The following is a 24,725-nucleotide window of genomic DNA, read 5'->3' on the forward strand; positions in this document are numbered from 1 at the left end:
GGCGGCCTGTTTTTTGACGGAGTGCGACATGGCATTTTCCCTTGAGCAAGCCTCGCTCGCGCAGCGGCCGCTGCTGGCGGCCATGCTGTCCGATTGCCTTCGCGAGCTGGGCGTCGATGGGGATTACCCCTATTTGCCGCTCTACTGGCGCGAGGCCGGCCGCTACCCCTATTTGATGTTGAGCGATCGGCAAACGGCCGGGTTCGCGTTGGTCAGGCGTCTCGATAGCGCCACCGTCGAAATGGCGGAGTTCTACATCAAGCCCGAATGGCGACGCAACGGGATGGGGCAACGGGCTGCCCGCGCCTTGTTCGCTCGGCATCCCGGCGGTTGGTCGCTGTCAGTCAGCCAGGATAATCCGCGCGGGCTGGCGTTTTGGCGGGCGGCGATACCAGCCGAGGCTCTACATATGCAACAAAGCACCAGGCTCACGTTCTCTTTCGTTATTCGGTAATGGCAGACGGCGAATATTGCCAGGCCAAAAGAAACGCGGTGATAGCCGCTTCGGTCATGTGTTGCAATTGTTCCGGCGTCGGCCACTGGTCGGATAGCAAAACCGCGGGCAACGGATACCCCATAACCGCGCCCAGAAATGCCATCGCCTGCGGCTGCGCATGGACAAATTGGATTTGCCCATGCTGCCGCGCCTGTTCCAATATCCTCACTAACGCCTGAAGCACCCGCCCGGCATTGCGTTCGCGCAACGTGGCGTACAACTCAGGTTTCTGCAATAGTAGTTGCACCAGCAACCGCTGAAAATGCACGTTCTCAACGCTGAAAAAATGCGCCTGAACCACCGAGGCGAAACGTGCCAACACCTGCGGTAAATCCACACTCTCCTGTGCCAGAATGCTGGCAATTGGCGGCTGCATCTTTTCGATAAGATGGTTGAACGTCTCCAACACCAAGGCATCCTTGCTCGGGAAATGGTTATATAAGGTTTGACGGGTGGTTCCCGCCTCGTTGGCTATCTCGTCCAAAGAGATGTCCAAGCCCTGCTGCAAAAACAGAACGCTGGCGGTTTCCAGTATCCGTGGCCTGGCCTTCATCGGCCTTCCCGGTTGACGGTTGATCATATTATCTCCCCTGCCCAGAGGCTCATTTTCGCGCTTTAAGTCGTGCCAACCCTTGTTTAGTCAGAACAAAAAACAGCGGTACGAACAATAATGTCAGCAGTGTGCCAGAAATCATGCCTCCTATCACAGCAATACCGATTTCGCGCCGGCTGGCGGCCCCGGCACCGACAGAAAGCGCCAGCGGGATTACACCAGCGACAAACGCCAATGAAGTCATCACGATGGGCCGCAGACGCAATCGCGCCCCTTCCAATGTCGCCTGCAACAAAGCGGATCCCGTTTTTAGCTGTGTTTCAACAAACTCGACGATCAGGATCGCGTTTTTCGCCGCCAGACCAATCGTCGTCAACATTCCCACCTGGAAGTAAATATCGTTTTCATACCCCGCAAGGCGTGCGGCAACAACGGCTCCGATAATCCCGAGGGGAATGATCAGCATCACAGACAACGGAATAGACCAACTCTCATACAGCGCGGCAAGACAGAGGAAAATGAACAACACCGAAGCTAGATACACCATCAGTGTTTGCCCGGCGGCCAATTGCTCCTGATATGAGAGCCCACTCCACTCAAGGCGGTAGCCGTCTATATCGCCGATGATACTCTGCATACGCGCCATCGCGGTGCCGGAGCTTTCTCCCTCGGCTGCCGTCCCCTGTAACTGCGTGGCCGACAGCCCGTTAAAGCGCTGAAGCATTTGTGGGCCTGAGAGCCAACGCGTAGTCGCGAAGCTGGCAAAGGACGCCATGCTGCCGCTTTCACCACGTACAAACCAACTATCGATATCATCCGGCGCCGAGCGCCAGGCCGCATCCCCCTGCATGTAGACCCGCTTCACGCGGCCGCGATCGATAAAATCGTTAATATAAGCACCTCCCCATGCGGCAGAAAGCGTGTTAGTGATGTCAGCCTGCCGCAGCCCTTGTGCGCTAGCTTTTTGCTGATCGATATCGACCTGCAATTGCGCTTTATCTTCGAGGCCGTTTATGCGCACCGCCGTTAACAACGGATCTTCGGTGGCGGCGGCGATCACCTGCCTCTGAGCAGCTTGCAGCGCGTCATGCCCGACGCCGTTTTGATCTTGTAACCACAATTCAAATCCACTGGACTGCCCCAACCCGCGCACCGCCGGCGGCGACAACACATTGATCTGCGCGTCACGATAGCTTTTGAAATGGCGATTGGCGCGGCTAATAATCGCCTGCGCGTTATTTTCATCACCGCTGCGTAGCGACCAATGTTTCAGTTCGGCAAACGCCATACCGACATTCTGACCACTGCCGGCGTTATTGCGCCCGACAACCATGAAGATTACATTCAGGTTGTCCCGCTCGGCGGTCATGAAATAGTCGGCGATAGCGTCAGCAGTCTGTTGCGTTCTGGCCATCGGGGCACCTGGCGGCAGAGAAAACTGGACCATTACCGAGCCCTGATCCTCAACCGGAAGAAAACCGGTAGGCATGCGCAGATATTGCCAGATCATGAAACTAACCAGCAGCAGCGCCAACAGGCAAAAACGCCCCTTGCGCGCCATCACATGGTTCAATCCCAGTCCATAACGCCGCTGCCCGTATTCCACCAGGCGGTTAAAGCCGCGAAAAAAACGGCTGCGCGGCCGGTGCACCGGCGGTTTCAGCAAACCGGCACACAGTGCCGGCGTCAAGGTCAACGCAACTAAAACCGACAGCACCATAGCCGCGACCAGCGTGATGGAAAACTGTCGGTAGATCATCCCGGTTGAACCGCCGAAAAATGCCATTGGAATAAATACCGCCGAAAGTACCAGCGCGATGCCGATCAGAGCGCCATTGATCTCCCGCATCGAAAGCAACGTCGCCTCGCGCGGTGGCAATTGCGCCTCCTCCATCACGCGCTCAACGTTTTCAACCACCACAATCGCGTCATCTACCAACAGGCCGATCGCGAGCACCATGGCGAACAGTGTCAAGGTGTTTACGCTGTAATCCAACAGCGCCAAAACACCGAAGGTGCCGAGCAACACTACGGGTACCGTAATGGCGGGGATCAACGTGGCGCGCCAATTTTGCAAAAACAGATACATCACCACAATCACTAGCGCGATCGCTTCCAACAGCGTTTGTACGACGCCTTCAATGGAAACCAGTACGAACGGCGTGCTGTCTCGTGGATAAGCCACCTGCAACCCCGGTGGAAACTGCGGGGCCCTGCGATTCACTTCGGCCCGTACCCGCTCTGCCACCTCCAGCGCATTGGCGCCGGAAGCCAACTGAATCGAAATACCCGCCGCCGGGTGACCATTGAGGCGCGTTTGGTTTTGATAGTTTTCCGCCCCGATTTCAACACGAGCAACATCGCGCAAATACACCGCCGAACCGTCGGTATTGGTACGCAGAATAATATCCTCAAACTGTTCCGGCGTTTCCAGCCGCGATTGTGCGGTCACGGTCGCGTTCAACGACTGGCCTTCCATCGTAGGCAAGGCTCCGATCTCACCGCTGGTGACCTGGGCATTTTGCGCTTCGATGGCGACCTGCACGTCAGACGGCATCAAACCATAGCCGCTCAGTTTGATCGGATTGAGCCAAATGCGCATAGCATATTGGGCACCAAACACCGTCGTCTCCCCGACGCCATCCACCCGGCTCAGCGGATCTTGCAGCGAACTGACCAGAAAATCATTGATATCAACGCTGTCCATACGGCCTTGCGTGTCGTACAGGGCAACCACCATTAGGCTATCACCCTGCGATTTAGTCACAGTGATGCCTTGCTGCTGCACTTCTTGCGGCAATCGCGACGTTGCTTGATTGACCGCATTTTGCACTTGAACCTGAGCAATGTCCGGATCGGTTTGTTGTTCGAAGCTAAGGCTGATGCGAGCCTGGCCCGCCGAACTGCTGGTTGATGAGAAATACAACAGGCCATCGATGCCTTTAATTTGTTGTTCGATAATCTGAGTCACGCTGTCCTCTACCGTTTTGGCCGAAGCACCGGGGTAATTGGCTGTCACCGTGACACCAGGTGGCGCGATGTCGGGATATTGCTCAATCGGCAATGTCCAGAGCGCCAGAGCACCCGCAGCCATAATGCAGATGGCCAGCACGGCCGCAAACACCGGTCGAAAGATGAAAAAATGCGCTAGCATGCCTGACCCCTCTGATTATCTTGCTGACGGATGCTTTGATGGTACGTTTAACAATTAAATTTACTTTACAGTAAAGTAAATAAATCAAATCAAGCCTGAAATCAAGCAGGAATAGACACCGTATTGTCATCTGACTATGGCACCCTGCACACTAAACTTTGTTTGGAATACTGCCTGCCATGACTTCACTTTCCCCACGGGACATCGAGGCGCGCTACCGCTTTGCACGCGAGATCGCCCGCGCCGCCGCCGATCTCGCCTTCAGCTTTTATCAACGGCGGCAAAGTCTGGCCGTCGAGTTTAAACAGGGCCTGCAGGACGTGGTCAGCGAAGCCGACCGCCGCGTCGAAGCGCTGATCCGCCGCATGATCAATCGCCGGTTTCCCCAGGACGGTTTTCTCGGCGAGGAAAGCGGCGGCACCGACGATAACGCCTCCTGCGTATGGGTCGTCGATCCGATCGACGGCACCGCCTGCTTCCTGAACGGGCTGCATACCTGGTGTATCGCGATAAGCGTGGTGATCGACGGTGAGCCGACGATCGGCGTGGTCTACGATCCCAACCACCGCGAGATGTTCCGCGCCTGTCGCGGCCAAGGCGCTTTCCTGAACGGGGAACCGATCGCCGTGCATGCCGGGCGCAGCGTCGCGGATGGCGTGATGGGCGTCGGGATTTCACCGCGCGCTTCGGTGGCGGAATTCAGCGGCTTTCTCTGTCGCCTGCTGCAGACGGGAGGGATGTTTGTGCGCAGCGGCTCCGGCGCGTTGATGACCGCCCAGGTGGCCGCCGGACGGCTGCTGGGCTATTACGAACCGCACATGAACGCCTGGGACAGCCTGCCTGGGCTGGTGCTGACGCGCGAAGCCGGCGGCGTGACGAATGACTTTATGCACCACAACGGGCTGCGACGCGGCAACCCGCTGCTGCTGGCCAACGCGGCGCTCTATCCGCAGTTGGCCGAGCTGATTCAGACGCCGGGCTTGATCGGCTCGACGTGCCCTATCGCGCGTGAGATGGCCGGATAAAGCGCGCGCAGCCGCCGCTCGACCCGATCGACCGCATCGTGCGCGGCGGCGATGGTTACCGCCGGCGACACCCGGCAGTGGAAGTTGACGATGATGCCGCCGTCGGTTCTGCGCGCCCGGATGTTGTGCACGTCTTGCACCTTATCCCCCTGCTCCAGCGCCGACTGCAAAATCAGCCGGATATCGGCCAGCTCGGCGGCGGAAACATCCTCGCTGGCCAGCCAGTGCGGCGTCTGCGGCTCCAGATGGGTCTCTATCTCGGTGTCCTCGCCGATCGCCTGACGCAGGATCCCTTCTATCTCCGTGGCGATATCATGCGCCTGCGCCACGCTGGCGTTGGCCGGCACCGCCAGATCCATGCCGATCGCCATGCGCGTCGGCAACTGCTGCAAGGTGACGTTCTGCACCTGCGCGCCGTGATTGGCGGCGATCGCCCGAATGCGCGTCGCCATGTCTTCGTCGCTGCGGGTCTGCGGCACCGCGATGACGGTAAACTCCGCCTTGGCATACTGCTCCCGCAGTCGTTCGACGATTTCTCGCTTGAGCGCATCGATGCGCTCCAGCGGCAAGGTGCGGCACACCGCCACCGTGATCTCGACAAACAGTACGGCGCCGGCGTTGCGAATACGCACGCTGTCGCAGGCCAGCACCGCCGGGAAGCTGTCCAGCGTGGCGCGAATCGCCTCGGTGGCTCCGGCCGGCGCGGCATCCATCAGCGAGTCGAAGGAGCGTTTACCCAGTTTGATTGCCGCGACAAAGATAAAACCGGCGACGATCAGCGCGGCGATGGCGTCCGCACGGCCAAAGCCCAGCAGCACAAACACCATGCCCAGCAGCACCACGCCGGACGAAAGCATGTCGGAGAAGAAATGCAGCGCATCCGCCTCCAGCGCCGCGCTGTCGGTCGCCCTGGCGACGCGGTTGAGCGCCCGCACGCGGAAAAAATCGACGCAGATGGAAATCAGCAGCACCGCGATCACCACCGGCGCCGCGACGATCTCATGCGGCTGCCCAAGCAGGCTGCTGCCCGCCTCGTAGACGATCCAACCGGCGGCACCGAGCAACAGCAACACCTCGAACAGCGCCGCCAGGTTTTCCACCTTGCCGTGGCCGAAGTGGTGATCGTCATCGGCGGGTTTATCGCTGATGCGCACCGCCAGCCAGGTGATGCTGGTGGCGATAAAATCGGTGAAAGAGTGGATCCCTTCGGATATCAGGCCAATACTGCCGGTAAAAATGCCGGCGACGAATTTGCCCGTGGCCAGCAACCCGCTGGCGATCATCGAGTTTCTGGCCACGGCCTGTTTTTCATTTTGCATGATGCAGCTCACATTCGGACGGTGATTTATTTTTTTACTTTAGAGGATAATTGCCAGACAAAGGCGATCAGCAGCATACTGCCAGAGAAAGTCAGCATGAGGCTAGTAAGAAAATTGGATTTTCCGGTGGAATAAAAATAAATCTCATTCACCCCCACCGAAATCATTAAAATGGCGTAGAGCAATCCCAGAATAAGAATCGTCATTATTATCAACTCCCGTTTTAGGCTGCGCGTTCAGCGCGCCGCTAAATCCTCCCCATAATAAATAGCGATCACGGGGAGGATGCATCTAGGCGGATCTTTAGCGTTCATTAATCATCCCATTTGGTGCTCATATAGGCCGCCAACAGGCCCAGCGAGCTGATCATTGCCAGGAATCCCATAAAAATAGTCATGTTTCCCATTATTTTGTCCTCAGGTTAAATGTTATCGATAAAATCCCCTTGCGTTAAATATCGGGGTTGGTCGGCGTCCATGGTTTTTAACGTCCTCCTCAGGTTTGTCACATTTCCGCCCTTTACGGGCGGAGCGGTTTAAATACCCAAAACGTGTTGGGCGATTTTGAAATAAATAATCAGGCCGGTGCCATCGATAAAGGTGGCGATAAACGGCGCCGACACCACGGCAGGATCGATGCCGAGACGTTTCAGCAGCATCGGGATGATCGACGAAACAATGGCGCTCCACACGGTGATCGCCACCAGCGACAGGCTGACCACCAGCGTCACCTCCATGCCGACGCCCATGATCCAGGCGCGCACCCAGGCCGCCAGACCGATGGTGACGGCGATCAGCAGCGAGGTCGTGACCTCCTTGCGGATCACCGCGCCCAGGTTGCGCAGGCTGACCTCGCCCAGCGCCATGGCGCGCACCAGCGTCGAGGTGATCTGGGTGCCGCTGTTGCCGCCGGTGCCGATCAGCAACGGGATGAAGAACGCCAGCGCAATCGCCGCTTCGAGCTGATCTTCAAACGCTTTCAGCACGTTGCCGGTGTAGGCTTCAGCGACGAACAACATCAGCAGCCACACCGAGCGTTTGCGCCACAGCGCCCACGGGCTGGTCTCCAGATAAGGCTTGTCCAGCGGCAGGCTCGCGCCCTGGCGTTGTGCATCCTCGGTGTTTTCATCCTCGACCAGCCGGGCGATCTCACGCTCGCCCAGCACGCCGACCAGCGTGTTATTGGCCACCACCGGCACCACGTCCAGCCCCCCTTTGCCCAGCAGATGCGCCACGTCGTTACGGTCATCGTCGGGTGAAACCTGGAAATAGCTGTAATCCATCATTACGCCGACGGCTTTATCCTGTTCTTCGCACTGCAACAGTTTTTTCACCGACAGTGTGCCGCGCAGATGATAATCGTCCGCGGTAATAAATACCCGGCTGGGAATTTCGTCCGTTTTGAGCTGCGAAAGTAAATATTCCCGGGCATGATTGACCGTCATCGTTGCGGGAACGGTAATAAAATCGGCGTTCATATAACCGGCGACCGAAGTCTCGTCGAGAGTTTCAGTCGCGTTCAGCGCCGGAGAAGAAGAGTATTGATGTGACTTGATCATTTTGTCAGTCCCTATTTCTGTTGTGAACTTCAACAGCGAATCGCATAGGGGCGTAACCACAGAGGGAGTGCAGACTGCCTATCTCCGCGTCCAGGTTTTAGCACTATACAACGTATCCGAGTTGTTGCTCGGAAGTTACTTTGGGCTGAACCTTAATCCGATAAAGCCTGTCTTAACCTTGGGCATCTCTCGATGTCGTCAGATCAGTAACCTGTGTTTGTATAGGAGCCTCGCCAAACGAGATACTGCATATAAACTACCGGCGCAGTATAGGCGTTGTTTTATCCGGCGGGAAGAAAAGATTGCCCGTCGTTTATGGAGTATTTAGGATAATGTTAATTAAACGGCCATTTATAAAAACGGCTGATATAAATCAGCCGTTTTTTATTTTTCAGTGTTCGAGAATGTAGACGTTTTTATCGTATAAGGCGCCCTGACGAGTAAAGTCGATCCCCTTCACGTAAGGTTTGATGAGCGTGGCGTTGGCTTCGTAGTACACCGGCGCGACCGGCGTATCGACGGCCAGCACCGCCTCGGCCTGCTGGAAATATTGCTGCACCTGCTGCGGTGTCGGCGCCGCCGTCGCCTGATGCAGAATGCGATCGTACTCCGGATTGCGGTATTTGGGGCTGTTCTCGCTGCTGTCGGAACGGAACACGTTCAGGAAAGTAGACGGATCGTTGTAATCCGCCAGCCAGCGGGTAAAGGCCACGCCGTACTGCCCGCGGTTGATATTGTCCAGCGTGACTTTGCGCTCCTGGCTTTGCAAGGTGGCCTCTGCGCCGAGGTTCTTTTTCCACATGGCGGCGGCGGCGATGACGATCTTCTTAATGGTGGCGTCATTGCTGTACAGCACGGTAAAGCGCAGCGGATGCTCGGCGTTGAAACCGGCCTGCGCCAGCAGTTGCTTCGCCTGGGCGTGGCGTTGTTCCGGCGTCAAACCGGCCGCGGCGCCGGGCTGCAGGCTATAACCGCCCGCCCCGGTTGGGGTAAAGGTCCAGGCCGGCTGCTGGCCGTATCCCAACACTTTGCCGGCGATAATCTCTTTGTCCAGCGCCAGGTTCAGCGCCTGGCGCACCCGCACGTCGTTAAACGGCGCCTGGCGGTTGTTGAAGGCGAAATAGCTGGTGGAGAGCAGCGGATAGGTCACCAGCTGTTGCTCGCCGAGCGTTTTTTTCAGCTGCTGATACAGCTCCGGCGGCGTGGTATACCCCAATTCAACCTCACCGGCGCGAAAACGCGCCACTTCAGGGAAGCCCTGGATCGGCAAGAAGATGACCTTGTTGAGCACGGTATTGGCGTTATCCCAATACTGCGGGTTACGTTCCACCACCACCTTTTCGTTCACCACCCACTGGCTGAGGCGGAACGCCCCGTTGCCGACAAAGTGCGCCGGCTGCGTCCAGTTTTTGCCGTACTGCTCCACCACCTTGCGGTTAACCGGCAAAACCGGGAAATGCACCAGTTGCTTGAGCAGATAGGAATTAGGCTCCGACAGCGTCACCTGCAGAGTGTGCGCATCCAGCGCCTTGACGCCCAGCTCGCTCGGCGGTTTGCTGCCGGCGTTGATCGCCGCCGCATTCAGCACGTAGGCCGAAGCCAGATAGCTGCCGTACGGCGAGGCGGTTTTCGGATCGGTGAGGCGCCGCCAGCTGTAAACGAAATCGTCGGCGGTCACCGGATCGCCGTTCGACCATTTGGCCTGCGGCCGCAGATGGAAAGTCCAGACGTTGCCCTGATGCTCCCACGTCTGCGCCAGTGCCGGGATCACTTCACCGTCTTTTCCGACGCGCAGCAAGCCTTCGAACAGATCGTTGAAGATGTAGAACTCCACATTGCTTTCGGCCAGGTTTGGATCCAGCGTCGCCGGTTCATACCCGTTGGCGCGCACCAGTTCTTGCACCGCCGCCAGTTTAACGCCTGCCGGCACCTCGGCGGCTTGGGCAGCCGTAGCGTTAAAAGCCAGGAGGATTAAACCAGCCAGTTTCTTGCCATTAAATGAATATTTCACGTCGATATCCCTGATTAGTGTTTTATCGCGTTTAATATGCAATGAAGCAGTGGAATAAATTAAATCATTAATCGCTATGAGTCATAACCAAAAGCGGTGTTGAATTTCTTTCATTATCAAAGAAGTACTGGCGACAGAACGATGAAAAACACGAGGATAAACGCGGAGACCGGCATTGCCGTCAGGAACGCCGTGAACCGGCGGTGACATAAATTCAGGCAATCAATACAGATTATTCCAGCCGAAGCTTAACTTATCCTTAGGGCAATTCATTTTGTGAGCGATCGTCAAAAATAATTTAATACGAATCGTTTTCACTATCATTATTGATGTTCTTGGCTAAAATCGGCCTGCTTGCGCTCGCCAGGCGATATTCGTTTTCTTCATTCGAACGCTAAAAAGGATAACTGCATGAAGCTGCGTATTTCATCTCTCGGCCCCGTCGCCCTGCTCGCCTCCTCGATGATGCTGGCCTTTGGCGCTCAGGCGGCCTCCGCCGACCAGGGCATCGTTATTTATAACGCCCAGCATGAGAATCTGGTGAAATCCTGGGTCGACGGATTTACCAAAGACACCGGCATCAAGGTGACGCTGCGCAACGGCGGCGACAGCGAACTGGGCAACCAACTGGTACAGGAAGGCAGCGCTTCACCTGCCGACGTGTTTCTGACGGAAAACTCCCCGGCGATGGTGTTGGTGGATAACGCCAAGCTGTTCGCCCCGCTGGACGCCGCCACGCTGGCGCAGGTGGAACCACAATATCGCCCAAGCCACGGCCGCTGGATCGGCATCGCCGCCCGCTCTACCGTGTTTGTTTATAACCCGGCCAAACTGAGCGACGCGCAGCTGCCGAAGTCACTGCTGGATCTGGCCAAGCCGGAATGGAAAGGCCGCTGGGCCGCTTCGCCGTCGGGCGCCGATTTCCAGGCGATCGTCAGCGCGCTGCTGGAGCTGAAAGGCGAGAAAGCCACGCTGGACTGGCTGAAAGCGATGAAAACCAACTTTACCGCCTATAAAGGCAACAGCACGGTGATGAAAGCGGTCAATGCCGGCCAGATCGACAGCGGCGTGATCTATCACTACTACCCGTTCGTGGACGGCGCGAAAACCGGCGAGAACAGCAACAACATCAAGCTGTATTACTTCAAACATCAGGATCCGGGCGCCTTCGTCAGCATCTCCGGCGGCGGCGTGCTGGCTTCCAGCAAGCATCAGCAGCAGGCGCAGGCGTTCATCAAGTGGATCACCGGCAAACAGGGCCAGGAGATCTTGCGCACCAACAACGCCTTCGAATACGCCGTCGGCGTCGGCGCGGCCTCCAACCCGAAACTGGTGCCGCTGAAAGATCTGGACGCGCCGAAGGTAGACGCCGCGCAGTTGAACAGTAAGAAAGTTGTCGAACTGATGACCGAGGCCGGCCTGCTGTAAGGCCCGCTGGCAAACCGAGAGTTTTTGATCGTTATGTCAAACCTGAGTACCCACGCCGCGCAGACCGCGCGGCGTTATTCTGTTGTCCCCCGTCACCCGCGGCCAGGGGCGATCGTGGTGGTCAGCGCCGTGTTGCTGTCGTTACTGGCGCTGCTGCCGTTGGGATTCGTTATCGGCGTGGCGGTTGAAACCGGCTGGCAAACGGTCAAAGCACTGGTTTTCCGCCCGCGTGTGGCGGAGCTGCTGTTGAATACCCTGCTGTTGGTGGTGCTGACGCTGCCGATCTGCGCCGTGCTGGGCGTGGCCCTGGCCTGGTTGACCGAACGCACCACGCTGCCGGGCCGCCGTCTCTGGGCGGTATTGGCGACCGCGCCGCTGGCGGTGCCGGCCTTCGTGCAAAGCTATGCCTGGATCAGCCTGGTGCCGTCGATGCACGGCCTGGGCGCCGGCGTTTTCATCTCGGTGCTCGCTTACTTTCCGTTTATCTACCTGCCTGCCGCCGCCGTGCTGCGCCGCCTGGATCCCGGTATCGAGGACGTCGCCACCTCACTCGGCTCCCGGCCGCCGGCGGTGTTTTTCCGCGTGGTGCTGCCGCAGCTGAAACTGGCGGTCTGGGGCGGCTCGCTGCTGATCGCGTTGCACTTGCTGGCGGAGTATGGCCTGTACGCCATGATCCGTTTCGATACCTTCACCACCGCGATCTTCGATCAGTTCCAGTCGACCTTCAACGGCCCGGCGGCCAACATGCTGGCCGGCGTGTTGGTGCTGTGCTGCCTGGGGCTGCTGTTGCTTGAGGCGATAAGCCGTGGCCGCGCACGCTATGCCCGCGTCGGTTCCGGCAGCGCCCGCAGCCAAACGCCGCGCCGCCTTTCGCCGCGGCTCGCCGCGCTGGCGCTGCTGCTGCCGATCGCGCTGACTGCGCTGGCGTTGGGCGTGCCTTTCATTACCCTGGCCCGCTGGCTGTGGCTGGGCGGCCTCGACGTATGGCGCAACGCCGATCTGTGGCCCGCGCTGTGGCAAACGCTGTCGCTGTCCGCCGCCGGCGCGCTGCTGATCACCCTGTGCGCCATTCCGATGGCCTGGCTGTCTGTACGCTATCCGGCCCGGCTGTATCGGGTGCTGGAAGGCTGCAACTACGTGACCAGCTCGCTGCCCGGCATCGTGGTGGCGCTGGCGCTGGTGACCATCACCATTCACAGCTTCCGGCCGATTTACCAGACCGAAATCACCCTGCTGCTGGCGTATCTGCTGATGTTTATGCCGCGTGCGCTGATCAATCTGCGCGCCGGTATCGCGCAGGCGCCGGTGGAATTGGAAAACGTGGCGCGCAGCCTGGGCAAATCGCCGGCGCAGGCGTTGTGGAGCACCACGCTGCGGCTGGCGGCGCCGGGCGCCGCTGCGGGCGCGGCGCTGGTATTCCTGGCGATCGCCAATGAACTGACCGCCACGCTGCTGCTGGCGCCGAACGGCACCCGCACGCTGGCCACCGGCTTCTGGGCGCTGACCAGCGAGATCGACTACGTCGCCGCCGCGCCTTATGCGCTGATTATGGTGGCGCTGTCGCTGCCGCTCACCTGGCTTCTTTATTCTCAATCTAAACGCACGGCAGGACTATGAGCACGCTCGAACTGCACGGTATCGGAAAATCTTACAACGCCATCAGAGTGCTGGAACACATCGACCTGCAGGTTGCCGCCGGCAGCCGCACGGCGATCGTCGGCCCTTCCGGCTCCGGCAAAACCACTCTGCTGCGCATCATCGCCGGCTTTGAAATCCCCGACGGCGGCCAGATCCTGCTGCAGGGGCAAGCCATGGGCAACGGCGGCGGCTGGGTGCCTGCGCATCTGCGCGGCATCGGCTTCGTTCCGCAGGATGGCGCGCTGTTCCCGCACTTTACCGTCGCCGGCAACATCGGTTTTGGCCTCAAGGGCAGCAAACGCGAGAAACAGCATCGCATCGAGGCGTTAATGGAGATGGTGGCGCTGGATCGCCGTCTGGCGGCCCTGTGGCCGCATGAACTGTCCGGCGGGCAGCAGCAGCGGGTCGCGCTGGCGCGCGCTCTGTCGCAGCAACCCCGGCTGATGCTGCTGGACGAGCCGTTCTCGGCGCTGGATACCGGCCTGCGCGCCGCCACCCGAAAAGCGGTGGCCGAACTGCTGACGGAGGCCAAAGTAGCGTCGATCCTGGTCACCCACGATCAGAGCGAGGCGCTGTCGTTCGCCGATCAGGTGGCGGTGATGCGCAATGGCCGGCTGGCGCAGGTGGGCGCGCCGCAGGATCTTTATCTGCGCCCGGTCGATGAACCGACCGCCAGCTTCCTTGGCGAAACGCTGGTGTTGACCGCCGAACTGGCGCACGGCTGGGCCGACTGCGCACTGGGGCGCATCGCCGTCGACGATCGCCAACGCAGCGGCCCGGCGCGCATCATGTTGCGCCCGGAGCAGATTCAAATCGGTTTGTCCGATCCGGCGCAGCGCGGCCAGGCGGTGATCACCAGCATCGATTTCGCCGGCTTCGTCTCCACCCTCAATCTGCAAATGGCCGCCGACGGCGCGCAGCTCGAGATCAAAACCGTCAGCCGCGAAGGCCTGCGGCCCGGGGCGCAGGTCAGTCTCAACGTGATGGGGCAAGCGCATATTTTCACCGGCTGAGAGTGTGGGGAGCGACCCTTGACGTTCCCCTCGCCACCGCGCATTATCAATGGCATGAATCGCATCGCGCACGCCCTCACCACCACCACCGCAACCGCCACGCAATGGCGGGCTGCACGGGTGCGCAACAGCTAACGACGTATCCCCAAGCCCCGCCAGCCATGGCCGGGGTTTTTTATTTCTCCGTGCCCGCCGGCAATTTCATTACGGAGAAGACCTATGCCAACTATCCCCGCACCGCGCAGCGCCCTGCTGGTTATCGACATGCAAGTCGGCCTGTTCGCCTCGCCGGACGATCCGCCGTTCGCCGCCGAAACCCTTCTGGCGAAGACCCATGCGTTGATACGCGCCGCACGCGTGGCGAATGCGCTCGTGGTGTTTATTCGCCACACCGGCCCGGCAGGTTCACCTATCGCCGTAAACAGTCCGCTGTGGCAAGTTCACCCCGATCTCGACACCGATGCGCAAGCCGACTGGTTCATCGATAAAACCCATCCCAGCTGTTTTTACCGGACTGGCCTGGCGGAGCGGCTTAAGCAAGCCGGCATCGGTCGGTTGGTGATTTCGGGAATGAAAACGCAATACTGCGTAGACACCGCGTGTCGGCGCGGCGCGGAGTTGGGATTTGACCTGGTGTTGGCCGCCGATGCCCATAGCTGTTCGGACACGGCGGCGCTCGGCGCCGACGCCATTATCCGTCACCATAACCAGACCCTGTCGGGGCCGTTCGTGACGCTGGCGCTGGCGGAAGAGGTGAAATTCTAAAACACGCGCGGCTTGGCTGTCAGGCCGGGCCAACGCCCGGCCTCCTCAGCGGCAAATCTTGTCGCGGCGCGGCTTTTTCGGCGCCAGCAGATAATCCACCACGCTTTCGTCAACGCAGCTGTCGATACCGTTCAGCGCCAGCGTATGCCCGTCGCGTTCGCGGGTGATCAGCGGGCTTTTAAAGGCGGCGGCCATCGCTTGGGCATTGCGGTACGGCGTGGTCGGATCGTAGCGCTGCGCGACGAACAGCAGCGGCGGCAGCGCGGCGGACGCCACCGGGGTGTGCGGCCGATCTTTGCCGCGGTACGGCCACAGATCGCACATTTCCAGCGGATACTCGTGCAACGGCAGGTAGTGAGCGTACAAAGCGGCGGTATTGATCTCCTGCCGCTGCCTGCGCAACTGCTGCGGATCGGCCGTCGGGTTGGCGACGTCGGCGCAGGTGATGACGTTCAGGGCGTCATCGGCGTCCGGCGAATAGCTTTCGTCAATCAGATCGGAAACCTGCTGCCCGGCGATGCCGGCATCGAGTTGACGCAGCACGGTCGCCAGCTCATGCCAGCGCTCCGGCCACAGCAGCAGCGAACGCGTGACCGTCAGCACGTCGTCGGCGGAGATTTCATAGCCCGCGGCGGTAACGAACGGTTGATCGTGCAGCTTGCGCAGTAAGGCATGATAGCGCTGCAGCGCCTGATTAGCGCCGCCGCCCAGCTGGCAGCTGTCGGTTTTGCCGCAGTAGGCGGCGAAGCGCAGGAAGCTTTGCTGGAAGCCCCGCTCCTGGTTCATGCGCTGGGTGAAATCGTCCTCCGCCAGATCCACCACCCCGTCCAGCACCAGCGCGCGCGTTTTCTTCGGAAAACGTTCGGCATACAGCGCCGCCACCTTGGTGCCGTAAGAGTATGCCACCGCCGTCAGCCCCGGTTCACCCAGCGCATGGCGGATCGCGTTCAGATCGTTGACCGCCTCGTCGGTGCCGATGTGTTGCAGCACGTCCGCGCCGGTCTGTTTGATGCAGGCGGCAATCAGGGCGCGCGTCTGATTCTCCGCGCCGGCCACGTCGTTGTCGTCCGGTTCAGGGAGTTCGTCACCTTCGGCCACCTGACAGGAGATTTTCGGCGTCGATTGGCCGACGCCGCGCGGATCGTAACCGATGATGTCGTAGGATTTACGCAATCTGGCGACGTGGGCGTCGTTGCCTAAATAGGGGTTGATGCCCGGCAGGCCCGGGCCGCCGCTGATCGTCACCACGCTGCCCTTTTTCGGCCCGGTGGCGGGCAGCAGGGTCAGCGCCAGGCGCACGGTCTGTTCACCCGCCGGCACCGTCTGGGCGGGCGGCGTGGCGTACGCCAGCGGCACCTCGAGATAGCCGCAGCGCAGCCCCGGCGGCGGCGCCTCATCGAACCAGCGCTGAAAGCCGCTGTTGAGACAAGATTGCCAACGAATGCCGTTCCCGGCCGCCGCCCCGTGGAGCGCAGGCTTGGCCTGAGCGGGCAACGCGGCGGCGGTCGCGGCGAGCAGCGCCAGAATACGCAGTACTGACATGGGGAGTCCTTTCAACTCAACGAATCGGTCAAAGGGTAAAGATTCTCGGTTAAACCGCTAGCCAATAGAACATAAAAAACGCGCGGGTGAAGCCGACGCCGCGCGTATGGAAAGACTTTTCTTTGCTCAGATTGATCTTATAACGCACAGAATGCTGCAAAAAATGCCATTCACCTGCTAGGCTTAGGGTTCGTTAACCCACAAGGAACAGGAGAGCAGCATGTTTGGAAAAGCGGAAGACAAAGCCAATGAAGCCGCAGGTGCGGTACAAGAAGCGTTCGGCAAAGCCGTTGATTCTCCGGAGCATCAGGTGCGCGGCGCGGCGCGCAAGTACGCCTCCCAGGCCAGCTATGCCGCCCGTGACGCAGCGGACAGCGTAAGAACACAGGTAGAAGCCAACCCGCTGGCAGGCGTGGCCGTTGCGGCGGCGGTCGGCATCGTTTTCGGCTTCCTGCTGGGACGCAAATAAGCGGCGAACGCGCCGCTCGACAACAGGCCCGTTACGGGCCTTTTTTTCGCCCTTTCTTCGCCTGCGTGCAAACTTTCATCTATCACAGCCATCGCTTAAAAAAACCAACGCCTTCAACTACGATTAGTTTGTGACCAGAGCGAGGCTCTGCGATCCGGCGGATAACCCTATGAGGATTATCACCATTATCCATGCTGTTTAAGCCGCTCTCCTTCACGCGGCTAAGAAAGGTTGATTATGGCTCGCACCACCCCTATCGAACGTTACCGCAATATCGGCATCTCCGCGCATATCGATGCCGGCAAGACCACCACCACCGAGCGGATTCTGTTTTACACCGGGGTCAGCCACAAGCTGGGTGAAGTGCATGACGGCGCGGCGACCATGGACTGGATGGCGCAGGAACAGGAACGCGGCATCACCATCACCTCGGCGGCCACCACCTGCTTCTGGAACGGCATGCAGCATAATTATCCGCAGCACCGCATCAATATCATCGACACCCCCGGGCACGTCGATTTCACCATTGAAGTGGAGCGCTCGATGCGCGTGCTGGACGGCGCCGTGATGGTCTATGACTCGGTGGGCGGCGTGCAGCCGCAGTCGGAAACCGTCTGGCGGCAGGCCAACAAGTACAAGGTGCCGCGGCTGGCGTTCGTCAACAAGATGGACCGTATCGGCGCGGACTTTTTCCGCGTACGCAAAATGATGATCGAGCGCCTCAAAGCCAATCCGGTGCCGATCGTTATTCCTATCGGCGCCGAAGACCACTTCAGCGGCGTGGTGGATCTGGTGCGGATGAAAGCCATTCTGTGGGACGAAGCCTCGCAGGGCATGAACTTCAGCTTCGAAGAGATCCCGGCAGAGCTGCGCGACTCGGCGCAGGAGTGGCGTGAAAATATGATTGAGGCCGCCGCCGAAGCCTCGGAAGAACTGATGGAGAAATACCTTAACCAGGTGCCGCTGAGCGAAGAGGAGATCGTTCACGGGCTGCGGGTGCGCACCGTCGCCGGCGAAATTCAGCCGATGCTGTGCGGGTCGGCGTTCCGCAACAAGGGGGTGCAGCGCATGCTGGACGCGGTGATCGAGCTGATGCCCTCGCCGCTCGACGTGCCGCCGATGGAAGGCCACGGCGAACACGATGAAATCATCACCCGCAAAGCCGACGATAATGAAAAATTCTCGGCGCTGGCGTTCAAGCTGATGACCGATCCGTTCGTCGGCCAACTCACCTTCGTGCGCGTCTACTCCGGGGTGCTGGCCAAAGGCAGCAGCGTTTACAACCCGATCAAGGGCAAAAAGGAACGCATCGGCCGCATCGTGCAAATGCATGCCAACGATCGTAAGGACATCGACGAGTTGCACGCCGGCGACATCGCCGCCTGCGTCGGCCTGAAGGACGTCACCACCGGCGATACGCTGTGCGACCCTGGCGCCATCATTACGCTGGAGCGCATGACCTTCCCCGAACCGGTGATCGCCCAGGCGATCGAGCCGAAAACCAAGGGCGATCAGGAGAAAATGGGCATCGCGCTGCAGCGCCTCTCTTCGGAAGATCCGTCGTTCCGCGTGCGCACCGATGAAGAATCCGGCCAAACCATCATCTACGGCATGGGCGAGCTGCATCTGGAGATCATCGTCGATCGCATGCGCCGCGAGTTCGGGGTGGAGACCACCACCGGCAAGCCGCAGGTGTCGTACCGCGAAACCATCCGCAAACGGGTGGCCGACGTGGAAGGCAAGTTCGTGCGCCAGTCCGGCGGTAAAGGGCAATACGGCCACGTGGTGCTGACCGTCGAGCCGAACGAACCCGGCAAAGGCTTCGAGTTCTTCGATGAAATCAAGGGCGGCGTCATTCCCGGCGAGTTTATTCCGGCGGTGAAAAAAGGCGTGGCCGAGGCGCTGAACAACGGCGTGCTGGCCGGTTATCAGGTGGTGGACGTCAAAGTGCACCTGACCTTCGGTTCTTACCATGACGTCGACTCGTCGGAACAGGCGTTCCGCATGGCGGCGATCTTCGGCTTCAAGGACGCCTGCCGTCTGGCGGATCCGGTGATCCTTGAGCCGATCATGTCGGTGGAAGTGGAAACGCCGGAGGATTACGCCGGCAACGTGATGGGCGACCTCTCCTCACGCCGCGGTCTGGTGCAGGGCATGGAAGAGATCCCGGGCGGCGGCGGCAAGGAGATTCGCGCCAAGGTGCCGCTGTCCGAGATGTTCGGTTACTCGACCACCCTGCGTTCGATGTCGCAGGGCCGCGCCACCTACACCATGGAATTCAGTCACTACGCCGAAGCGCCGCGCAACGTGGCCGAAGAGATCATTCACCACAGCAAGCGTTAACCCTCACGCCCGCCGCCACGGCGGGCGTCATCTCGGTTTGTCTTCCAGCGCCACCACCACCGGCTGCGGCTTGATGCGCATGGCGTACACCACGCCGACGATCAGGCAAACGATGCCGGCCAGCGTCAGCAGCGGCGGCCAGGCCTGGCGCAGCAGAAAGGTATAGGCCAACCCCGCCAGAATTTCGAACACGATGAGCGGCCCCACCAACACCGTCGGCAGCCGCTGGCTGGCTTCGTTCCAGCACAGCGCCCCCAGCCAGGAGCAGAACACGCCAATAACCAGCATCAGCGGGATAAACACCTCAGGGCGCGGGCCGAACGGCAAGGCGAACGCCGGTTCGCTCAGCGCCAATTGGCCGCAGACCGCCAGATAGCCCAGCAGCGCCAGCGGCAGCGTCACCAGCCCTTGTGCCGTGGCCCAGGTGGCCGGCCGCTGCGTCGGATTCTCCCGCAGCCAGCGTGAATTGCGCAGCGGGAACCAGGTCCAGCACGCCACCGCCAACACGGCCAGCCCAAGACCGCTGAGATAGCGCCAGCCGTCGATCGGCACCGCATTGCCGCGCAGCTCGGCGACGTTCACGCACGCTAACCCGCAGACGATCAGCAGCAGCGCCGGCGCCAGCTGGCCCCAGGCCAGGCGCCCGTCATGCCGGCCGTAAAACAGATTGGCGCAAATGGCGATCACCACCGGCAAGGTGCCGATGATCATGGTCGACACCGGTGCGCCGGTGCGCTGAATGGCGCTGGCCAGGCACAGGTAGTACAGCAGATTGCCGATGGCCGTCAGCTTGAGTGCTTCCAGCCAATCCTGACGCCGCAGCTTGCGCAGACGGCGACGATCAAACCACGCCAGCGGCAAGGTAATCAGCCCAAAGGCCAGATAGCGCCCGGTGGACTGCAGCGCGGCGGGATAGTCCGGCACCAGCAGCGGGCCGACGAAAATCAGTCCCCACATCAGCCCGGCGGCCAGGGCAAAAACAACGCCAATGAACATAACGACTCCGACAAACGGCCGGCGCGGCCAACCCGCCCGACAAGACAGCGGCAGAGTAGCGAAAACGCGGGGAGGAATTATTGTAGCAGGTTGCTGTTTTAGCCCAATTTCACCTGTTTCTGGAAACGCACTGGCGTGACACCGTAACGATTGGCGAAGGCGCGCGTCAGGTGCGCCTGATCGGTCAACCCCGCCGCCGCCGCCACCTGTGCGGCGGGCATGCCGCGCTCCAGCATACGTTTGGCCTGCGACAGCCGGATCGCCATCAGCATCTGCTGCGGCGAGACGTGGTATTCGGCCTTGAACTTGCGCAGAAAATGGTACGGGCTGAGCGACACCAGCTCGGCCAGTTGGTTAAGGGTCACGGCCTCGGCGAAGTTATCGCGCAGATAGCTTTTCACCACCTCGAAACGGTGCGCCGCCTCGGCTTTTTCCCGCTGCCCGGTGCGGATGTGCGGTTGCAGCAACGCCACCGCTTCCAACAGCAGGCCGTCGAGCGTAAGCGGATCGTCGGTTTGCCACAGCGCGGCGAGAATGGCGGACAGGCGCTGCGCCGCCCGCGGATCGTGGCGCACCGCCTCGGTAAACCACTGGCTCCGATCGCCGGACAGCTGCTCCAGCGCCTCGGGCGCCAGATAGAGCATGCGGTAACACCAACCGCCCGGCGTTTCGGCTTCGCCGGTATGCAGCTCATCAGGATTCATCAGTACCAGCGCGCCCGGCGCCGCCAGGTGCTGCGCCCCGCGATAGCGAAAACGCTCCGCCCCGGCATCCACGGTGCCGATGGCGAAGGCGTCATGGGTATGCGGCTCGAAGGCATAGCGTTCGATATGCGCCTGATAGAGTTCGACGCCGGGCAGATGCGACAAATGCCGGAACTGCGCGCAATCCTTTTCGAACGGAAACTGTTGTGGTACCCCTTGCACCCGACCTCCTCATCCGTGCTGACAATCTGCTCAGCATAGCCAAAACATCGCCGATTGAGTAGCCGCTCTGGTCCTTTCGTGCCCCTCGCCTGGACGATCGCCGCCATTCGGCGTAGGGTTAAGGTCCCTGTCCCATTCAGGCGCGCCGCATCGCGAAACTCAGCGGCCCCTGACCACTCCGCAAACAAGAGGCAACAATGTATCCGGATACTCAACTGTATATCGATGGACAATGGCGCAATGCGCTGGCCGGGAAAACCCTGCCTGTCACCAACCCCGCCAGCGACGAGGTAATCGGTCAGGTGGCGCACGCCGTCACAGAGGATCTCGATCTGGCGTTGGCCGCCACCGCGCGCGGGTTTAACGTCTGGCGCGACACCGCCGCGCACCAGCGCGCCAACCTGATGCGCAAAGCCGCTGCGCTGCTGCGCGAACGCGCCGACGCCATCGCCGCCATCATGACGCAGGAACAGGGTAAGCCGGTGGCGCAGGCCAAAATCGAAATTCTCAACGCCGCCGACGTGATCGAGTGGTTCGCCGGCGAAGCCACCCGCACCTACGGGCAGATTATTCCGTCCCGCGCTCGCGACGTGCAGCAGCAAACCCTGAAACTGCCGGTCGGCCCGGTAGCCGCCTTCACGCCGTGGAACTTCCCGATTAACCAGATCGTGCGCAAGCTGTCCGCCGCGCTGGCGGCGGGCTGTTCCATCATCGTCAAAGGCCCGGAAGAAACCCCGGCCTCCCCGGCAGAGCTGATCAAAGCCTTCGCCGACGCCGGTATCCCAGCCGGGGTGATCGCGCTGGTGTACGGCACCCCGGCGGAAATCTCGGAATACCTGATCCCGCATCCGACCATTCGCAAGATCTCCTTCACCGGCTCCACCCGCGTGGGCAAACATCTGGCGGCGCTGGCCGGCCAGCATATGAAAAAGGCCACCATGGAGCTGGGTGGCCACTCGCCGGTGCTGATCTTTGACGACGCCGATCTCGACGCGGCAGCCAAAGAGCTGGCGCAGTCGAAGTTCCGCAACGCCGGCCAGGTCTGTATCGCCCCGACCCGCTTCCTGATCCAGCAAGGCGTTTATGAAGCCTTCGTGGAGAAATTCACCGCCGCCGTGCGTGAGCTCAAGCTCGGCAACGGGCTGGAAGACGGCGTGACGATGGGGCCGATGGTGCTGAGCCGCAGCGTCGACAATATCGAAGCGCTGGTGCAGGACGCCATCGCCCACGGGGCGAAGGCCAGCACCGGCGGCAAACGCGTGGCGGGCAAAGGCAACTTCTTCGAGCCGACGGTGCTGCGCGACGTGCCGCTGAGCGCACGCGCCATGTCGGAAGAGCCGTTTGGCCCGGTCGCCCTGCTGCGCCCGTTCGCCACCTACGACGAGGCGATCGCCGAAGCCAACCGCCTGCCGTACGGGCTGGCCGCCTACGCCTACAGCCGTAACATCGCCACCGTCAATGCGCTGGGGCGCGACGTGGAGAGCGGCATGCTGAGCATCAACCACATCGGTTTCGGCCTGCCGGAAACGCCATTTGGCGGCGTGAAAGACTCCGGTCACGGCACCGAAGGCGGCAGCGAAGCGATCGAATCCTATCTGGAAACCCGCTTCGTCACCGTCGCCGGCCGTTAATCGCGTGTCTGATGAATAGCCAAACGCCCCGCAATGCGGGGCTTTTTTTTACTCGCCGGCCAGCTCGAACATGCGCCGCGCCGCCGGGGTCAGCCCCAGCATGTGTATGCAGGCATGCACCATGCCCGGCAACCGTTCGCAGCGTACCGCCACGCCCGCCTCGCGCAGCCGCTGCGCATACTCCTCGGCCTCATCGCGCAGCGGATCATATTCGCAGCTCAGAATGGTGGCCGGCGGTAACCCGCGCAGCGTGGCGGCGTGCAGCGGTTCGCCGTAGGGTTCGCGCCGCTGAGCCAGATACTGCTGCCAACAAAATACCATCGCGTCGCGCGTCAGAAAGTGCCCCTCGGCAAACTCGCGATAGCTCCTCGTCGCCATTTCGCGGCTGAGCGCCGGATACAGCAGCAGCTGACGCTCGATATGCGGGCCGCCGCGATCCCGCGCCAGCAGCGCGACCGCCGCCGCCAGATTGCCCCCGGCGCTGTCGCCCCCCACCGCCAAGCGCTGCGCGTCGATCCCCAACTGCGGCGCCTGTTGCACCACCCAGCAGAGCGCCTGATAGACATCTTCCAGCGGCTGCGGAAACGGATACTCTGGCGCCAGACGATAGTCGACCGACAGGATCACCCGGCCGGTGGCGTTAGCCAGCGCCTGGCAGGGCTGGTCATACAGCGACAGCGAACCGAGGCACCAGCCGCCGCCGTGGGCGAACAGCATCGCCGGTTGTGCGGCAGCGCGCCTTTCCCCCGCCGGTAGATAAGCGCGCAGCGCCATCCGGTGCCCATCGGCGGCGACCACCGTATAGTCCCTGACGCCGCCGCTCGGTGCCGCTTCGCCCTGCAGCAAGCGCAAACAGGTTTCCGTGGCCGTGCGCATTTCCGCCAGCGACGCGGGTGGCAGTGCGTCGACCGATGCCGTCAAAAAGGCGGCGATGCGTTCATCAAGCGGCATGTTGTTCTCCCGCCAGGAACGGCGTAATCAGTGCGATAAACGCCTCATGACACTCCTCGGTGATGAAATGGCCGCAGCCGGCGACCGTTTCGCCCCGCAGATCGCGCGCATTGCCCTGCAGCGTCGTCAGCGGCGCGTCGCCGGTGGCGTGTTCCGCCCCCACGGTCAGCACCGGCATCGTCAATGGCGTGGCGGCGCGCACTCGGTTCTGGCGAACGGTCTCCGGGATCGCCCGGTAATAGTCGAATCCGGCACGCAGGCCGCCCGGCGCAGAATAGGCGGCGATATACACCTGCGCCGCTACCCGATCGCGCCGATAGGACCAGCGGTTGAAGATATAGCCAAGATACTCCCGCTCGCGCCCCTGGGTCAGGGTCTCCGGCAAATCCGCCAACTGGTTGAACATGAAATGCCACAGGAAGATGTTCTCCTCCGGCGCGACGAAAATCGGCGGCGGCGGCGCCAGACCGGGGATCACCGCCTCCGTCAGCACCAGGCGCTTCACCGCCTGCGGGAAGTCGCTCGCCATGGCGTAACCGATCCACATGCCGATGTCGTGGCCGACCAGTTGGTAACGTTCGTGGCCCAGTTGCGCCATCATCGCGTGCAACGCCGCACCGATGCTGCCGGTGTCGTAACCGCCGACGGGCTTGTCCGAATCGCCGATGCCCGGCGGATCGACGGCGATCGCCTGAAAACCGGCCGCCGCCAAGGCGCGCATCACATGGCGCCAGGTGTACCAGGTTTGCGGCCAGCCGGGGATCAGCAACACCGGCCGCCCTTCACCGGCTATCACGCAGTGGATACGTTGGCCATTGACCTGGGTATAGACGTGTTCCGCCCCGAGATCCTGCAACAGGATCTCGTTCTCTTGTTGTTTCATGGGGTGACTCCCTGTGATGGATTG

Annotated in this window: 21 protein-coding genes and 1 riboswitch; of the genes, 9 read left to right on the forward strand and 12 right to left on the reverse strand. The window is 60.9% G+C overall.

Features of this window, described 5'->3' with window-relative positions:
• The first annotated feature begins 28 nt into the window (after positions 1-28).
• Entirely contained in the window at positions 29-454 is a 426-nt protein-coding gene (locus IT763_RS11845; RefSeq protein ID WP_049299312.1) for a GNAT family N-acetyltransferase, read from the forward strand.
• Here the strand turns inward: IT763_RS11845 and IT763_RS11850 are convergent.
• Together IT763_RS11850 and IT763_RS11855 are read right to left on the reverse strand one after the other, a co-directional pair.
• The gene (locus IT763_RS11850; protein WP_028127437.1) at positions 444-1,076 is read right to left on the reverse strand and encodes a TetR/AcrR family transcriptional regulator; all 633 of its coding nucleotides are present in this window, start codon (positions 1,074-1,076) and stop codon (positions 444-446) included. The genes IT763_RS11845 and IT763_RS11850 overlap by 11 nt on opposite strands.
• Positions 1,077-1,098: 22 nt before the next feature.
• On the reverse strand, positions 1,099-4,203 hold the full coding sequence (locus IT763_RS11855) for an efflux RND transporter permease subunit (RefSeq protein ID WP_206194734.1): 3,105 nt from the start codon (positions 4,201-4,203) through the stop codon (positions 1,099-1,101).
• Between the two features lie 179 nt (positions 4,204-4,382).
• On the opposite strand from IT763_RS11855, the gene IT763_RS11860 reads away from it, so the two are divergent.
• Positions 4,383-5,228, forward strand: coding sequence for an inositol monophosphatase (locus IT763_RS11860; RefSeq protein WP_176063120.1), 846 nt, complete (start codon positions 4,383-4,385; stop codon positions 5,226-5,228).
• On the opposite strand, the gene IT763_RS11865 is transcribed toward IT763_RS11860, so the two are convergent.
• The 5 genes from IT763_RS11865 to IT763_RS11885 form a co-directional block, all read right to left on the reverse strand.
• Positions 5,171-6,547, reverse strand: a complete 1,377-nt coding sequence (locus tag IT763_RS11865; RefSeq protein ID WP_049299315.1) for a cation diffusion facilitator family transporter — start codon at positions 6,545-6,547, stop codon at positions 5,171-5,173. The two genes, IT763_RS11860 and IT763_RS11865, sit on opposite strands and share 58 nt — an antisense overlap.
• A 26-nt stretch (positions 6,548-6,573) precedes the next feature.
• The gene (locus IT763_RS11870; RefSeq protein WP_004938106.1) at positions 6,574-6,753 is read right to left on the reverse strand and encodes a hypothetical protein; all 180 of its coding nucleotides are present in this window, start codon (positions 6,751-6,753) and stop codon (positions 6,574-6,576) included.
• A gap of 107 nt (positions 6,754-6,860) precedes the next feature.
• Positions 6,861-6,953 carry a protein MgtS gene (mgtS, locus tag IT763_RS11875; RefSeq protein WP_004938109.1) on the reverse strand — a complete coding sequence of 31 codons (93 nt, stop codon included), beginning with the start codon at positions 6,951-6,953 and terminating at the stop codon, positions 6,861-6,863.
• Between the two features lie 129 nt (positions 6,954-7,082).
• Entirely contained in the window at positions 7,083-8,105 is a 1,023-nt protein-coding gene (locus IT763_RS11880; RefSeq protein ID WP_049299317.1) for a magnesium transporter, read from the reverse strand.
• A gap of 75 nt (positions 8,106-8,180) precedes the next feature.
• A riboswitch (M-box (ykoK) riboswitch) is annotated at positions 8,181-8,354 on the reverse strand.
• 142 nt (positions 8,355-8,496) lie between these two features.
• Positions 8,497-10,116, reverse strand: a complete 1,620-nt coding sequence (locus IT763_RS11885) for an ABC transporter substrate-binding protein (protein ID WP_206194735.1) — start codon at positions 10,114-10,116, stop codon at positions 8,497-8,499.
• A gap of 411 nt (positions 10,117-10,527) precedes the next feature.
• Here IT763_RS11885 and IT763_RS11890 point away from each other — a divergent pair, with 411 nt between their 5' ends.
• The 4 genes from IT763_RS11890 to IT763_RS11905 all read left to right on the forward strand — a co-directional run bounded on the left by IT763_RS11890 (position 10,528) and on the right by IT763_RS11905 (position 14,960).
• Positions 10,528-11,544, forward strand: coding sequence for an iron ABC transporter substrate-binding protein (locus IT763_RS11890; RefSeq protein ID WP_004938115.1), 1,017 nt, complete (start codon positions 10,528-10,530; stop codon positions 11,542-11,544).
• A gap of 33 nt (positions 11,545-11,577) precedes the next feature.
• Positions 11,578-13,161: an iron ABC transporter permease gene (locus IT763_RS11895; protein WP_206194736.1), complete on the forward strand. Its 1,584-nt coding sequence runs from the start codon at positions 11,578-11,580 to the stop codon at positions 13,159-13,161.
• Positions 13,158-14,195, forward strand: coding sequence for an ABC transporter ATP-binding protein (locus IT763_RS11900; RefSeq protein ID WP_206194737.1), 1,038 nt, complete (start codon positions 13,158-13,160; stop codon positions 14,193-14,195). Before IT763_RS11895 ends, IT763_RS11900 begins: the two co-directional genes overlap by 4 nt.
• A 219-nt stretch (positions 14,196-14,414) precedes the next feature.
• Positions 14,415-14,960: a cysteine hydrolase family protein gene (locus tag IT763_RS11905; RefSeq protein ID WP_033650334.1), complete on the forward strand. Its 546-nt coding sequence runs from the start codon at positions 14,415-14,417 to the stop codon at positions 14,958-14,960.
• Positions 14,961-15,005: 45 nt separating this feature from the next.
• Here IT763_RS11905 and IT763_RS11910 read toward each other — a convergent pair whose 3' ends face one another.
• A complete protein-coding gene (locus IT763_RS11910; RefSeq protein WP_049299326.1) occupies positions 15,006-16,502 on the reverse strand; it encodes an alpha/beta hydrolase in 1,497 nt (498 codons plus the stop codon).
• 220 nt (positions 16,503-16,722) lie between these two features.
• Here IT763_RS11910 and IT763_RS11915 point away from each other — a divergent pair, with 220 nt between their 5' ends.
• Together IT763_RS11915 and fusA are read left to right on the forward strand one after the other, a co-directional pair.
• Complete coding sequence (locus tag IT763_RS11915; protein WP_016927634.1) at positions 16,723-16,971, forward strand: CsbD family protein; 249 nt, start codon at positions 16,723-16,725, stop codon at positions 16,969-16,971.
• Between the two features lie 237 nt (positions 16,972-17,208).
• Positions 17,209-19,314: an elongation factor G gene (gene fusA, locus IT763_RS11920; protein ID WP_016927633.1), complete on the forward strand. Its 2,106-nt coding sequence runs from the start codon at positions 17,209-17,211 to the stop codon at positions 19,312-19,314.
• A gap of 27 nt (positions 19,315-19,341) precedes the next feature.
• Here fusA and IT763_RS11925 read toward each other — a convergent pair whose 3' ends face one another.
• Both IT763_RS11925 and IT763_RS11930 read right to left on the reverse strand, forming a co-directional pair.
• A complete protein-coding gene (locus tag IT763_RS11925) occupies positions 19,342-20,310 on the reverse strand; it encodes a DMT family transporter (RefSeq protein ID WP_079449753.1) in 969 nt (322 codons plus the stop codon).
• Between the two features lie 98 nt (positions 20,311-20,408).
• Complete coding sequence (locus IT763_RS11930) at positions 20,409-21,236, reverse strand: AraC family transcriptional regulator (RefSeq protein WP_143779019.1); 828 nt, start codon at positions 21,234-21,236, stop codon at positions 20,409-20,411.
• Positions 21,237-21,433: 197 nt separating this feature from the next.
• On the opposite strand from IT763_RS11930, the gene IT763_RS11935 reads away from it, so the two are divergent.
• Positions 21,434-22,867 (forward strand): NAD-dependent succinate-semialdehyde dehydrogenase, encoded by a 1,434-nt coding sequence (locus IT763_RS11935; protein WP_206194738.1) that lies wholly within the window; start codon positions 21,434-21,436, stop codon positions 22,865-22,867.
• Positions 22,868-22,915: 48 nt separating this feature from the next.
• Here IT763_RS11935 and IT763_RS11940 read toward each other — a convergent pair whose 3' ends face one another.
• Both IT763_RS11940 and IT763_RS11945 read right to left on the reverse strand, forming a co-directional pair.
• The gene (locus tag IT763_RS11940) at positions 22,916-23,818 is read right to left on the reverse strand and encodes an alpha/beta hydrolase (protein WP_206194739.1); all 903 of its coding nucleotides are present in this window, start codon (positions 23,816-23,818) and stop codon (positions 22,916-22,918) included.
• The gene (locus IT763_RS11945; RefSeq protein WP_176063104.1) at positions 23,808-24,701 is read right to left on the reverse strand and encodes an alpha/beta fold hydrolase; all 894 of its coding nucleotides are present in this window, start codon (positions 24,699-24,701) and stop codon (positions 23,808-23,810) included. The genes IT763_RS11940 and IT763_RS11945 overlap by 11 nt, the downstream gene beginning before the upstream one ends.
• Positions 24,702-24,725: the final 24 nt, after the last annotated feature.

The sequence above is a fragment of the Serratia sp. CMO1 genome (genome assembly GCF_015689115.1).
Lineage (GTDB): Bacteria > Pseudomonadota > Gammaproteobacteria > Enterobacterales > Enterobacteriaceae > Serratia > Serratia marcescens.

Excerpts from the sequence above, each read along its gene's own strand:
- IT763_RS11845 (WP_049299312.1), top strand. The coding sequence starts at position 29 with ATGGCATTTTCCCTTGAGCAAGCCTCGCTCGCGCAGCGGCCGCTGCTG.
- IT763_RS11850 (WP_028127437.1), bottom strand. The coding sequence starts at position 1,076 with ATGATCAACCGTCAACCGGGAAGGCCGATGAAGGCCAGGCCACGGATA.
- IT763_RS11855 (WP_206194734.1), bottom strand. The coding sequence starts at position 4,203 with ATGCTAGCGCATTTTTTCATCTTTCGACCGGTGTTTGCGGCCGTGCTG.
- IT763_RS11860 (WP_176063120.1), top strand. The coding sequence starts at position 4,383 with ATGACTTCACTTTCCCCACGGGACATCGAGGCGCGCTACCGCTTTGCA.
- IT763_RS11865 (WP_049299315.1), bottom strand. The coding sequence starts at position 6,547 with ATGCAAAATGAAAAACAGGCCGTGGCCAGAAACTCGATGATCGCCAGC.
- IT763_RS11870 (WP_004938106.1), bottom strand. The coding sequence starts at position 6,753 with ATGACGATTCTTATTCTGGGATTGCTCTACGCCATTTTAATGATTTCG.
- mgtS (WP_004938109.1), bottom strand. The coding sequence starts at position 6,953 with ATGGGAAACATGACTATTTTTATGGGATTCCTGGCAATGATCAGCTCG.
- IT763_RS11880 (WP_049299317.1), bottom strand. The coding sequence starts at position 8,105 with ATGATCAAGTCACATCAATACTCTTCTTCTCCGGCGCTGAACGCGACT.
- IT763_RS11890 (WP_004938115.1), top strand. The coding sequence starts at position 10,528 with ATGAAGCTGCGTATTTCATCTCTCGGCCCCGTCGCCCTGCTCGCCTCC.
- IT763_RS11895 (WP_206194736.1), top strand. The coding sequence starts at position 11,578 with ATGTCAAACCTGAGTACCCACGCCGCGCAGACCGCGCGGCGTTATTCT.
- IT763_RS11900 (WP_206194737.1), top strand. The coding sequence starts at position 13,158 with ATGAGCACGCTCGAACTGCACGGTATCGGAAAATCTTACAACGCCATC.
- IT763_RS11905 (WP_033650334.1), top strand. The coding sequence starts at position 14,415 with ATGCCAACTATCCCCGCACCGCGCAGCGCCCTGCTGGTTATCGACATG.
- IT763_RS11910 (WP_049299326.1), bottom strand. The coding sequence starts at position 16,502 with ATGTCAGTACTGCGTATTCTGGCGCTGCTCGCCGCGACCGCCGCCGCG.
- IT763_RS11915 (WP_016927634.1), top strand. The coding sequence starts at position 16,723 with ATGTTTGGAAAAGCGGAAGACAAAGCCAATGAAGCCGCAGGTGCGGTA.
- fusA (WP_016927633.1), top strand. The coding sequence starts at position 17,209 with ATGGCTCGCACCACCCCTATCGAACGTTACCGCAATATCGGCATCTCC.
- IT763_RS11925 (WP_079449753.1), bottom strand. The coding sequence starts at position 20,310 with ATGTTCATTGGCGTTGTTTTTGCCCTGGCCGCCGGGCTGATGTGGGGA.
- IT763_RS11935 (WP_206194738.1), top strand. The coding sequence starts at position 21,434 with ATGTATCCGGATACTCAACTGTATATCGATGGACAATGGCGCAATGCG.
- IT763_RS11940 (WP_206194739.1), bottom strand. The coding sequence starts at position 23,818 with ATGCCGCTTGATGAACGCATCGCCGCCTTTTTGACGGCATCGGTCGAC.
- IT763_RS11945 (WP_176063104.1), bottom strand. The coding sequence starts at position 24,701 with ATGAAACAACAAGAGAACGAGATCCTGTTGCAGGATCTCGGGGCGGAA.